This is a genomic window from Nevskia ramosa DSM 11499 (assembly GCF_000420645.1).
Taxonomy (GTDB): Bacteria; Pseudomonadota; Gammaproteobacteria; order Nevskiales; family Nevskiaceae; genus Nevskia; species Nevskia ramosa.
On the sequence record NZ_ATVI01000005.1, the window covers coordinates 498522 to 510005 of the forward strand.

12 protein-coding genes are annotated in these 11484 nt (G+C 63.7%); all 12 read left to right on the forward strand.

All coding sequences use genetic code 11. From position 1 onward, the window contains the following. The first annotated feature begins 36 nt into the window (after positions 1-36). The 12 genes from pyrH (at position 37) to rnhB (ending at position 11476) form a co-directional block, all read left to right on the forward strand. Entirely contained in the window at positions 37-768 is a 732-nt protein-coding gene (gene pyrH, locus G513_RS0103025; protein ID WP_022975353.1) for a UMP kinase, read from the forward strand. Positions 769-867: 99 nt separating this feature from the next. Further along, positions 868-1428, forward strand: a complete 561-nt coding sequence (gene frr, locus G513_RS0103030) for a ribosome recycling factor (protein ID WP_022975354.1) — start codon at positions 868-870, stop codon at positions 1426-1428. Further along, positions 1425-2144, forward strand: a complete 720-nt coding sequence (gene uppS, locus G513_RS0103035; RefSeq protein ID WP_022975355.1) for a polyprenyl diphosphate synthase — start codon at positions 1425-1427, stop codon at positions 2142-2144. The genes frr and uppS overlap by 4 nt, the downstream gene beginning before the upstream one ends. Then, complete coding sequence (locus G513_RS0103040; protein ID WP_022975356.1) at positions 2144-2959, forward strand: phosphatidate cytidylyltransferase; 816 nt, start codon at positions 2144-2146, stop codon at positions 2957-2959. The genes uppS and G513_RS0103040 overlap by 1 nt, the downstream gene beginning before the upstream one ends. Positions 2960-3030: 71 nt before the next feature. Continuing rightward, a complete protein-coding gene (gene rseP / locus G513_RS0103045; protein WP_022975357.1) occupies positions 3031-4401 on the forward strand; it encodes an RIP metalloprotease RseP in 1371 nt (456 codons plus the stop codon). Between the two features lie 25 nt (positions 4402-4426). Then, the gene (bamA, locus tag G513_RS0103050; protein WP_022975358.1) at positions 4427-6742 is read left to right on the forward strand and encodes an outer membrane protein assembly factor BamA; all 2316 of its coding nucleotides are present in this window, start codon (positions 4427-4429) and stop codon (positions 6740-6742) included. An 88-nt stretch (positions 6743-6830) separates the two neighbouring features. Then, entirely contained in the window at positions 6831-7355 is a 525-nt protein-coding gene (locus G513_RS0103055; protein ID WP_022975359.1) for an OmpH/Skp family outer membrane protein, read from the forward strand. A 25-nt stretch (positions 7356-7380) separates the two neighbouring features. Beyond that, on the forward strand, positions 7381-8451 hold the full coding sequence (gene lpxD / locus G513_RS21095) for a UDP-3-O-(3-hydroxymyristoyl)glucosamine N-acyltransferase (protein WP_022975360.1): 1071 nt from the start codon (positions 7381-7383) through the stop codon (positions 8449-8451). After that, positions 8432-8917 carry a 3-hydroxyacyl-ACP dehydratase FabZ gene (gene fabZ, locus G513_RS0103065; protein ID WP_022975361.1) on the forward strand — a complete coding sequence of 162 codons (486 nt, stop codon included), beginning with the start codon at positions 8432-8434 and terminating at the stop codon, positions 8915-8917. Before lpxD ends, fabZ begins: the two co-directional genes overlap by 20 nt. A gap of 8 nt (positions 8918-8925) precedes the next feature. Further along, positions 8926-9723 (forward strand): acyl-ACP--UDP-N-acetylglucosamine O-acyltransferase, encoded by a 798-nt coding sequence (gene lpxA / locus G513_RS0103070; RefSeq protein ID WP_028475072.1) that lies wholly within the window; start codon positions 8926-8928, stop codon positions 9721-9723. 2 nt (positions 9724-9725) lie between these two features. Beyond that, a complete protein-coding gene (gene lpxB, locus G513_RS0103075; RefSeq protein WP_022975363.1) occupies positions 9726-10868 on the forward strand; it encodes a lipid-A-disaccharide synthase in 1143 nt (380 codons plus the stop codon). After that, on the forward strand, positions 10865-11476 hold the full coding sequence (gene rnhB / locus G513_RS21100; RefSeq protein ID WP_022975364.1) for a ribonuclease HII: 612 nt from the start codon (positions 10865-10867) through the stop codon (positions 11474-11476). The genes lpxB and rnhB overlap by 4 nt, the downstream gene beginning before the upstream one ends. Positions 11477-11484 lie beyond the last annotated feature (8 nt).

Genomic DNA, 11484 nt, shown 5'->3' on the forward strand with positions numbered 1-11484 from the left:
GACGATCCTTACGCTGATTGACTCGGAGCTTGGTCATTGAATCAACAGCCTGCTAAACCTGCCTACAAGCGCATCCTGCTGAAGATTTCCGGCGAAGCCCTGATGGGCGACCTCGGCTTCGGTATCTCGCCGGACGTGATGACGTTTCTGGCCAATGAACTGAAGGAAATCGTCGATCTCGGCGTGCAGGTCGCGCTGGTCGTCGGCGCTGGCAACATCTTCCGCGGCGAAGGCCTGGCGCGTGGCGGCATGGACCGCGTCACCGGTGATCAGATGGGCATGCTGGCCACGGTCATCAATGCGCTGGCGATCCAGGACGCGATCGAGCGGATCGGTCTGGAAGCCCGCGTGCAGTCGGCAATCCGGATCAACGAGGTCTGCGAGGATTTCATCCGCCGCAAGGCGATCCGCCATCTCGAGAAGGGCCGGGTGCTGGTGTTCGCTGCCGGTACCGGCAATCCGTTCTTCACCACCGATTCCGCGGCTGCGCTGCGGGCGATCGAAATCTCCGCCGACCTTATGCTGAAGGCGACCAAGGTCGACGGCATCTACACCGCGGACCCGAAAAAGGACCCGACTGCGACGCGCTACGATGAACTGACCTACGACGAGGCGCTGGATCGCCGTCTCGGCGTCATGGATCAGACTGCGCTGGTACTGTGCCGCGATCACAAGGTCCGCCTGCGGGTCTATGACATGGACCGCCCGAAGGCACTGCACCGGATCATCACCGGCGATACCTCGCTGGGCACGCTGGTTCGCGTCTGAGCGGCGCCAACGTCACCACCTGGCCTCGGAAATTGCACCGCAACTGCACCGCCGCCTGCCAATCTCACTACCCGAATCTGTTGTTCCGGAACTGACACGATGATCGAAGACATCAAGAAAGACGCGACGGCTCGCATGCAGAAGACCGTCGATGGCCTGAAGCAGGCCTTCAGCAAGCTCCGCACCGGCCGCGCCAGCGCGGCGATCCTCGACCACGTGCGGGTCGATTACTACGGTTCCGAATCGCCGCTTTCGCAGGTCGCCAGCGTGGTCGTCGAAGATGCCCGCACGATTTCGATCGCGCCCTGGGATCGCAACATGATCGGCGCCATCGAGAAAGCCATCCTCGCCTCCGATCTCGGCATCACGCCGAACACCGCCGGCACCACGATCCGCATCAACATGCCGCCGCTGACCGAAGAGCGCCGCAAGGATCTGGTCAAGGTGGTCAAGTCCGAGACCGAAAACGCCCGCGTCGCGATCCGCAACGTGCGCCGCGACGCCAATCAGGCGATCAAGGAACTGGCCAAGGAAAAGATCATCACCGAGGATGAGGAAAAGGGTGCCGAGACGGCGATCCAGAAACTCACCGACCAGTTCGTCGCCAAGGCGGAAGAAGTGATGAACGTCAAGGAAAAAGAGCTGTTGTCACACGGATGACCCAGCACCTGCCGCCGCTAGGCCAGGCCGGTATTCCGGCGCACGTGGCCGTCATCATGGACGGCAACGGGCGCTGGGCGAAGCAGCGGCTGCGGCCGCGTGCCTTCGGTCATCAGGCGGGCGTGAAAGCGGCACGGCGGATCGTCCGCGCCTCGCACAAGGCCGGCGTCCAGGTGCTGACCCTGTTCGCGTTCAGTCAGGAAAACTGGCAACGGCCGCCGACCGAGGTGTCGCTGCTGATCCGTCTGTTCGTGCGCACGCTGACACATGAGATCGCCAGCCTGCACAAGAACGGTGTGCGCATCCGCTTCATCGGCAATCACGACGATTTCCCCGAGGAATTGCGCAAGCTGATGGCCGACGCCGAAGCACTGACCGGCGCCAATACCAGCCTGACCCTGGTGATCGCCGTAGGCTACGGCGGCCAGTGGGACATCGCCCAGGCGGCGTCCAGTCTGTGCCGCGATGGTTTGCCGATCACCCCGGAAGCAATCGAATCGCGATTGGTCGTCGCCGACCTACCGCATCCCGATCTGCTGATCCGTACCGGTGGCGAGAAGCGCCTGTCGAACTTCCTGATCTGGCAGCTCGCCTATACCGAACTGCATCTGGTCGAAACGCTGTGGCCGGATTTCGACGAAACGGCTTACGCCGAAGCGCTCGCCTGGTACGCGTCACGCGAACGCCGCTTCGGCCGCGTGCCGGAAGCCAGCTGATGTTGAAACAGCGGGTCATCACCGCGCTGATCCTGGTGCCGCTGATTCTCGGGCCGATCATCTTCTTCCCGACGCACTGGCTGTACCTGTTCCTGTCGGCCGTCGGCCTGCTCGCAGCCTGGGAATGGACAGCGCTGATGGGGCTGACCCAGACAAGCTCGCGCGCGGCCTATCTGCTGCTGGTCGCAGTAATGCTGACGCTGGCCTGGTTCATGGGCACCATCGGTCTCGGCCTCTGGGTGGTCATGTTCGGGGCGATCTGGTGGGGCAATGCCCTGAGCACGATCGCCGGCTATCCAGTGAATTTCCGGCTCAAGCCGCCGGGCACGACGATGATGGCGATCTACGGCCTGCTGATGCTGGTGCCGGCGCTGCTCGGCCTGGCGATGCTGCGTGCCGGCAGCAATGGCGTGCTGCGGCTGTTCTTCCTGTTCGGCCTGGTCTGGATGGCCGACATCGGTGCTTACTTCGCCGGCCGCCGTTTCGGCAGGCGCAAGCTGGCGCCCGAAGTCAGCCCGGGCAAGACGGTCGAAGGGGCCATCGGTGGCTTCGTCGCTGCCTTGCTGGTGGCAGGCACGGCGCCGTGGGTATTCGGTTTCGGCCGCTTCGACTGGTGGAAGCTGTTACTGCTCTGCGTGGCCGTGATCGGCGTCTCGGTGATCGGTGATCTGACCGAAAGCCTGTTCAAGCGCCATCGCGGCGTCAAGGACAGCGGCACCCTGTTGCCAGGCCATGGCGGCATCCTCGATCGAGTCGACAGTCTGCTGGCCGCCGCGCCTGTGCTGGCGCTCGGTCTGGCCTTGCTGGGAATTTGAAGGTGACGGCGAACGCTTTTGCCTCATCCATTGTCGAAGCCGCGGCCTCATCCTATTTCGGGTTCTGATCCATGCTCGATACGCTGCATTCCGCTGCCTCTTTCATCGTTGCGATCGGCGTGCTGGTCGCCTTCCACGAGTTCGGTCATTTCTGGGTAGCGCGGCGTTTCGGCATCAAGGTGCTGAAGTTTTCGATCGGCTTCGGCAAGCCGCTGTGGTCACGCCGTGGCAAGGATGGCGTCGAGTACGTGCTGGCGATGATCCCGCTCGGTGGCTATGTGAAGCTGCTCGATGAGCGCGAAGCCGATGTGGTGATCGCGCCGGAAGATCTTCCGCGTGCCTTCAATCGCCAGCCGGTTGCCAAGCGCATCGCCGTGTTCGCGGCCGGCCCGGCGTTCAACTTCATCCTGGCGATCGCCTTCTACTGGGTGCTGTACATGGTCGGCGTGCCGGGCATGAAGCCGGTGATAGGCGCGCCGCCAGCCGGCAGCCTGGCGGCTACTGCCGGACTCGTGGGCGGTGATCGCATCGTCGCCCTCGACGACCAGAAGATTCCGACCTGGTCGGTGCTGCGTGCCGAATTGCTCGACCGCGCCCTGAGCCGCGGCGATACGGCCTTCCTGGTTGCCCACGCCAACGGCCGCGAGCAGACCGTCAACATCGATCTCGGCAAGGCGCGCGTCGACCCGGTGCTGCTGTTCGAGGACCTCGGCCTGAATCCGTTCGAGCCGCCGATTCCGGCCGTGGTCGGGCAGGTGGTGGCGGGTGAAGCGGCGGACCGTGCCGGCCTGAAGATCGGCGATCGCATCGTCGACATCGATGGCAAGCCGGTCGCCTCGTTCCAGGATCTGCGCAGCCAGGTATCGGCGCGTCCCGGGCAGCTGGCCAAGTTCGGCATCGAACGTGCCGGCAGCGCCCAGCAGATCAGCGTGATCATCGGTACGGACACCAGCCATGGCGAGGCCATCGGCCGAGTCGGCCTGGCGCCGCAGCGCATGGCGACCGAGGGTGATTTGTGGCAGGATTTGCGCGCTGAAGTGCGGCTGGGACCCTTGGCTGCGGCTTCAGCGGCGTTGCACCAGACTTGGCAGGTGTCGGCCCTGACGGTACGCCTGCTGTACCGGATGGTTGTCGGCGATGTCTCGGTGAAGAACGTCAGTGGTCCGATCCAGATCGCGCAAGCGGCGGGCTATTCGGCCAGCGCCGGAATTGGCGCGTTCCTGACGTTTGTAGCATTGGTCAGCGTCAGCATCGGCGTCTTCAATCTGTTGCCGATACCGATGCTCGATGGCGGACAGATCCTGTTTGGCGTGATCGAAGCGGTGAAGGGTTCGCCGCTTTCCGAGCGCGTGCAGGCAGCGGGGCAGCAGCTGGGCATGACCTTGCTGCTGATGCTGATGGGTTTGGCGTTTTACAACGATGTCACCAGCGTGATCGGCTGACAACGACTATGGGTTTATTCGAGGAATGGTTCTGAACGGTCTAGGCAACACGGCACGCGGCGCGCTGCTGACTCTGGTCGCGATCGCCGCAAGCACCAAGGCGGCGTGGGCATTTGATCCGTTCGTGATCAAGCAGGTGCGAGCAGAGGGCCTGCAGCGCCTCGAACTCGGCACGGTGCTGACCTACTTCCCGCTGACGGTCGGCGACGAACTCACCGAAACGGCATCGCGTTCGGCGATCCGCAGTCTGTACGGCTCGGGCCTGTTTCTCGATGTGCAGCTGGTGCGCGATGGCGATGACCTGGTCATCAAGCTCAAGGAACGCCCGGCGATTGCCAGCTTCAAGCTGGAAGGCAACGAGAAGGTCGGCGGTGATGAGCTGAACAAGTCGCTCAAGGATGCCGGTCTTGCCGAAGGTGAACTGTTCAAGCGCGCACTGCTCGATTCGGTCGAACAGGAACTGCGCCGCCAGTACTACGCCAACGGCTATTACGATGTCGCCATCGAGGCCAAGGTCACCGACCTGCCGAACAACCGCGTCGACATCAACATCAAGGTGACCGAAGGCAAGGTCACCAAGATCAAGGAAATCAACCTGATCGGCAACACGGCTTTCCCGCGCGATGAACTGCTCAAGCAGCTCAAGCTCGAGAAGACCACCTGGATGCCGTTCCAGAAGACCGATCGCTACTCCAAGCAGCAGCTCGGTGGCGATCTCGAAACGCTGTCCTCGTACTACCAGGATCGCGGCTACCTGCAGTTCAACATCGCCTCCGTGCAGGTGGCGCTGTCGCCGGACAAGCAAGACATCTACGTCACCCTGGCGCTCGAAGAAGGCGCGGTCTACAAGGTCAAGGATCACCGCTTCTCCGGCGAGATCGTGCTCAACGAGAAGTTTCTCGATGCACTGACCTCGTCGAAGAACGGCGCGATCTTCTCGCGCAAGGAAGCCACCGAAACCGCGACCCGCATCGAAGGCGCGCTGTCGGATATCGGCTACGCCTTCGCCAAGGTCACGCCGCTGCCGGAAGTGGATGAGCCGAATCGCGAAGTCAGCCTGAATTTCTTCATCGAGCCCGGCAAGCGCGCCTACATCCGGCGCATCAACTTCCAGGGCCACACCGGCACCAACGACGAAACGCTGCGCCGCGAAATGCGCCAGCTGGAAGCCGCGCCGTTCTCGAAGAGCGCCGTCGAACGCTCGCGTCAGCGTCTTGCGCGCCTGCCGTTCATCGAGGACGCGGAAGTCGAGACCAAGCCGGTGCCGGGCACCGACGATCTCGTCGACATCGAATTCAAGGTCAAGGAACGCGCCCCGGGCTCGATCCAGTTCGGCGTCGGCTATTCGGGCGCTCAGGGCTTCCTGATCAACGCCAGCATCACCAACACCAATTTCCTTGGTACCGGCAACAGAGTGCAGCTGGCTGCCGACACCAGCACCTTCAACCGCTCGGTGTCCTTGAGCCTGACCGATCCGTACTTCACCCAAGACGGCATCAGCCAGACGGTGTCGACGTACTTCCGCAAGTCGCAGTCGGTCATCCGCTTCAGTTCGGGTTTCGATACCAACGTCGTCGGCGGCGATCTGACCTACGGCATTCCGCTGTCGGAATTCGCATCCCTGCGATTGGGTGGCGGCGTCAGCCAGACGGCGGTGAAAACCTTCCCGGGTGCCTCGAGCAACGAAATTCTCAATTTCGTGATCAACAATGGAACGGAATTCACCGCGTTCCAGCTGCGCACCGGTATCGCCCGCGATACTCGTAATCGCACGTTCTTCGCGACCAGCGGCATGCTGACCCGCCTGAATCTCGACATCACGCTGCCCGGCATCAGTGATCTGTCGTACTACAACACCAGCATTTCGCACGAGCAGTACTTCCAGCTGCCGTTCAAGTTCTTCACCAAGTTCAATGCGACGGTGGGTTACGTCCACGCCTACGGTTCCAGCAAGGACGTGCCGCCGTACGAGCTGTACTTCGCCGGTGGCGCGAACACCGTCCGTGGCTATCGCGATGGCTCGCTCGGGCCGCGCGATTTCCCGAACAACAATCCGTTCGGTGGCGAGCTGCGTGCCACCAGCCAGACCGACCTGGTGTTTCCGATCCCGGTGGTCAGCGACAACAAGACGACGCGCGCCAGCTTGTTCTACGACTTCGGCAACGTCTACGCCAAGCCGGGCGATTTCAGCGTGTCGACCTTGCGTCAGGCTTACGGCTTGAGCTTCAGCTTCTTCACGCCGATCCTCGGTCTGTTGTCCTTGAGCTATGCGTTCCCGCTGAACGACAAGCCGGGTGATTTCACCGACAGCTTCCAGATCAACTTCGGCACCGGCTTCTAAGCTTCATCCTGACTGTGATCCGGTCATCGCCGGATCTGTTGCATCCCGCAAACCCTGCTGCATTTTTCACTTTCAACGAGAGACCGACATGATTCAGCCCCGCATTCTTGCCGCCGCCGCCGCCGCTGTTGCCGCGCTGGCCGTGTTCGCTGCACCGACGATGGCTGTTGCCGCCGACGCCAAGGTCGCCGTGGTCCGCTTCGACGACGCCGTGCGCTCGTCGCCGCAGTACAAGGTTGCCGATCAGAAGATGACCGCCGAGTTCCAGAAGCGGAAGTCCGATCTGGAAGCGCAGTCCAAGCAGTTCGAATCCGACGTCGAGAAATTCAAGCGTGACCGCGTGACGGTCAGCCCGGACGCCGCCGCCAAGACCGAGAAGGATCTGGCCGCCCGCCAGGTCGACCTCAGCCAGGCCGGCCGCAAGTTCCAGGAAGACGCCCAGACCCGTCAGCGCGAACTGACCAACGAAGTGGTCAGCAAGGTCCGTGACGCCGTGGTCGCCGTGGCCAAGGAAAAGAGCCTCGACGTCGTCGTCGCCGATCCGGTATTCGCCAACGCCTCGTTCGACATCACCGACGACGTGGTCAAGAAGCTCGGCGGCACCGCGAAGTAAGCGCGGACTCAAGTCCCCGGCACAGATGAGCCCACGCCCGACGACGACCCTGGCCGCACTGGCCGAGCGTCATGGTCTGGAGCTGCGCGGTGACGGGGCAATCGCGATCGAAGGCGTCTGTTCGCTGTTGCCCGGCAAGCCCGGGCACCTTGGCTTCTTCGCCAATTCAAAGCTGCGCAAGCAGTTGTCGGACACGCGCGCTGCTGCTGTCATCCTGAGTGCGCGCGACGCCGCCGGCTACGTCGGCAATGCACTGGTCAGCACCGATACCGCGCTGGCCTTCGGGCGGATCGCCCGGGAATTCGATCGTGCCGAGGAATTCGTCGCCGGTCGTCACGCATCGGCGAGCATCGATCCTTTGGCGCAGATCGGAGACGGCTGCGGCGTTGCCGCCGGTGCGGTGATCGAAGCGGATGCCGTGATCGGCGCCGGCAGCTACATCGGCCCGAACTGCGTGATTCGTCGAGGTGCCGCGATCGGCGCCGGATCGCGTCTGGAAGCGAACGTCTATATCGGACCGGACTGCGTGCTCGGCGCGCGGGCGCGGCTATTGCCTGGCGCAGTGATCGGCGGTCGTGGCTTCGGACTGGCACCCAGCTCGGCGGGCTGGATCGAAGTGCCGCAGCTGGGGCGCGTGATCATCGGCGATGACGTCGAGATCGGCGCCAACACCACCATCGATCGTGGCGCGCTCGATGACACGGTGATCGAGGATGGCGTCAAGCTCGACAACCAGATCCAGATCGCCCACAACTGCCGGATCGGCGCCCGCACTGCGATCGCCGCCTGCACCGGCATCGCCGGGTCGACCACCATCGGCCGCAACTGCATGATCGGTGGTGCCTCGGTGATTGGCGGACATCTGACGATCGTCGATAACGTTGTCGTGTTCGGCTACGCGATGGTCACCAAGTCGATCACCGCTCCCGGCCAGTACGGCTCGGGCATTCCGGCAAAGCCGGCGCGCGAATGGCGTCGCGAAGTGGCAAGGATTCGGAGACTGCCGAAAGTCGATGAACGACTTGCGGCGATCGAGCAAATACTGAAAATGACTCCGGTAACGGGAGAGGAGCAAGGTGAGCAAGGCGATTTTTGATATCCGCGACATCATGGCGATGCTGCCGCACAGGCAGCCGTTCCTGCTGATCGACAAGATCATCGAGCACGACCCGGGCAAGTCGCTGGTGGCGATCAAGAACGTCACCTACAACGAGCCCTTCTTCCTGGGTCACTTTCCGCAGGTGCCGACGATGCCCGGCGTGCTGATCATCGAAGCGATGGCCCAGGCCTGCGGCCTGCTGACCGCGATCGAAACCGGCATCAAGCCGGAATCCGGCTTGATCTTCTACTTCGCCGGCATCGAGGACGCGCGCTTCAAGCGTATCGTCGAACCGGGCGACCAGCTGCGTTTCGAAGTCAGCCTCGACCGGGTCAAGCGCCATTTGCGCCGCTTCAAGGCCAAGGCAACCGTCGACGGCGAACTGGCTTGTGAAGCCACGCTGATGTGCGTGCTCAAGGATGCTTCGCGTGCGGCACCCGTTGCCGCTGAATCGGCGGAGTGAGCGGCAGCATGGCGGCAGTTGAAACCGGCGCGATTCATCCGACGGCGATCATCGACGCCGGCACGCGATTGCACCCGAGCGTGTCGGTCGGCCCGTATTCGATCATCGGCGCCGGTGTCGAGATCGGTGAGGGCACCACCGTCGGCCCGCATGTGGTGCTGAAAGGCCCGATGCGGATCGGCCGAAACAACACTATCTTCCAGTTCGCCAGCCTCGGCGAGATCTCGCAGGACAAGACCGCGAAGTACGAAGATGCGACCCGCGTCGAGATCGGTGACGGCAACACCATTCGCGAGTACGTGACCATCCAGCGCGGCACTTTGAAGACGGCCGAAGGCCTGACCAAGGTCGGCGATCGCAACTGGATCATGGCCAACGCCCACATCGCCCACGACTGCGTCGTCGGCAACGACAACATCCTGGCCAACGGCACAACCTTGGCCGGCCACGTGACGATCGAGGACTGGGCCGGCATCGGCGGCTTTACGCTGATCCATCAGTACTGCCGGATCGGCGGCCACGCCTTTACCGGCGGTGGCAGCGTCATCCTCAAGGACGTGCCGCCGTTCATGATGATCGAAGGCCAGCCGGCCAAGGCCCGCGGCATCAATAGCGAAGGTCTGAAGCGGCGCGGTTTCTCGCCGGAAGAGATCAGCGACATCAAGGATGCCTACAAGCTGATCTACATCTCGGACCTGCTGATGGTCGACGTGAAAGTGAAGCTCGCCGAAATGGCCGTGACCTCGATGCACTGCGCGCGCCTGCTGGCGTTCATCGAAAGCTCGACGCGGTCGATCGTCCGCTGACCATGCACTTCGCGCTGATCGCCGGTGAAGCTTCTGGCGACCTGCTCGGCGGTGCGCTGATCCCGGCATTGCGCGCGCGGTTTCCCGATGCAAGATTCAGCGGCGTCACCGGCCCGCGGATGCTGGCCGCTGGCTGCGAGTCGCTGGCCAGCATCGATCGCCTGTCGGTGATGGGCATTGCCGAGGTGCTGCCCAAGCTGCCGGACCTGTTCCGGCTGCGCGCCGAGCTGATCGAAAAGCTCAGTGCCGATCGTCCGGACGTGGTCATCGGCATCGACGCGCCCGACTTCAATCTGGGCCTCGAACGTCGCTTGCGCGAACGCGGCCTGAAGACCGTGCAGATGGTCAGCCCGACGGTCTGGGCCTGGCGGCAGGGGCGAGTGAAAACCATCGCCAGGGCCGTTGACCTGGTGCTCTGTCTGTTTCCGTTCGAGCCGAAGTTCTACGCCGGCCACGGCGTCAAGGCGGTCTACATCGGTCATCCGCTGGCCGAGGAACTGGCCGATCCGCTGTCCCGGGCCGAGGCGCGCCAGACCTTGGGCTTGCCTGCCGAGGGGCCGGTGCTCGCGGTGCTGCCGGGCAGTCGGGGTGGCGAGTTGGCGCGGCTGGCGGTGCCGTTCGCACAGACGGCAGCGCTGCTGGCCCGGCAGCTGCCGGGGCTGACAATGGTCACGCCGATCGCCAAGCCCAGCCTGCGGCCGGTCATGGAAACTGCGATCGCCGCACACGCGCCCTTGGTGAACTGGAAGCTTGTCGATGGTCAGTCCCGTGCCGCGATGCGCGCGGCAGATGCGGTGCTGCTGGCCTCTGGCACCGCCACCCTGGAATGCCTGTTGCTCGATCGGCCGATGGTCGTCGCCTATCGCGGTTCACTGCTGACCTATTTCCTGCTGTCGACGCTCGGCATGCTGAAAACCAAGCACGTCAGTCTGCCGAACCTGCTGGCTGCCGAGCCGGTGGTCCCCGAATACCTGCAGGACGCGGCGCAGCCGGCAGTGATGGCCGAGGCGCTGCACGCACTGATCGAAGACGGCCAGGCCCGCGATCGGCAGCTCGCGCAGTTCGGCGCGGTGCGCGATGAGCTGCGCCGCAATGCTGCGCTTGCCTCGGCTGCGGCGATCGCCGAGCTGATCGCTGCCCGATGAACGTCTGCATCGCCGGAATCGACGAAGTCGGCCGCGGCTGTCTGGCCGGGCCGGTCTATGCGGCAGCGGTCGTGTTGCCGGAAGCGCATGGCCTGATCGGGCTCAAGGATTCCAAGGCGCTCAGCGCGCTGCAGCGCGAGCGTCTGGTACCACTGATCGAAGCGGTGGCGCTCGATTGGGCGATCGGCATCGCCAGCGCCGAGGAGATCGATGCGATCAACATCCTGCAGGCAACGTTTCTGGCCATGCAGCGCGCCGTCGCTGCGCTGAAGACGGTGCCGACCTTGTGCCTGATCGACGGCAGCCAGCAACCACGGCTGCCAGTGCCGATCCGCATGGTCATCGGCGGCGATCGGACCGAGGACGCGATCATGGCTGCGGCGATCATCGCCAAGGTGGCTCGTGATGCCGAGATGACCCGGCTCGATGCGCAGTTTCCCGGTTACGGCCTGGCCCGGCACAAGGGCTACGGCACGCCGGCGCACCTGCAAGCGCTTGTGCAGCAAGGTGCCAGCCGCATACACCGGCTGAGCTTCGCGCCCTGCGCCGTCGCGGGTTTCGGGCTACCGGCTGCGAGTTTGCAGAGTAGCGACGTGCAGAGCCCGTAAACTTCACG

Excerpts from the sequence above, each read along its gene's own strand:
- frr (WP_022975354.1), top strand. The coding sequence starts at position 868 with ATGATCGAAGACATCAAGAAAGACGCGACGGCTCGCATGCAGAAGACC.
- uppS (WP_022975355.1), top strand. The coding sequence starts at position 1,425 with ATGACCCAGCACCTGCCGCCGCTAGGCCAGGCCGGTATTCCGGCGCAC.
- G513_RS0103040 (WP_022975356.1), top strand. The coding sequence starts at position 2,144 with ATGTTGAAACAGCGGGTCATCACCGCGCTGATCCTGGTGCCGCTGATT.
- rseP (WP_022975357.1), top strand. The coding sequence starts at position 3,031 with ATGCTCGATACGCTGCATTCCGCTGCCTCTTTCATCGTTGCGATCGGC.
- bamA (WP_022975358.1), top strand. The coding sequence starts at position 4,427 with ATGGTTCTGAACGGTCTAGGCAACACGGCACGCGGCGCGCTGCTGACT.
- G513_RS0103055 (WP_022975359.1), top strand. The coding sequence starts at position 6,831 with ATGATTCAGCCCCGCATTCTTGCCGCCGCCGCCGCCGCTGTTGCCGCG.
- lpxD (WP_022975360.1), top strand. The coding sequence starts at position 7,381 with ATGAGCCCACGCCCGACGACGACCCTGGCCGCACTGGCCGAGCGTCAT.
- lpxA (WP_028475072.1), top strand. The coding sequence starts at position 8,926 with ATGGCGGCAGTTGAAACCGGCGCGATTCATCCGACGGCGATCATCGAC.
- lpxB (WP_022975363.1), top strand. The coding sequence starts at position 9,726 with ATGCACTTCGCGCTGATCGCCGGTGAAGCTTCTGGCGACCTGCTCGGC.
- rnhB (WP_022975364.1), top strand. The coding sequence starts at position 10,865 with ATGAACGTCTGCATCGCCGGAATCGACGAAGTCGGCCGCGGCTGTCTG.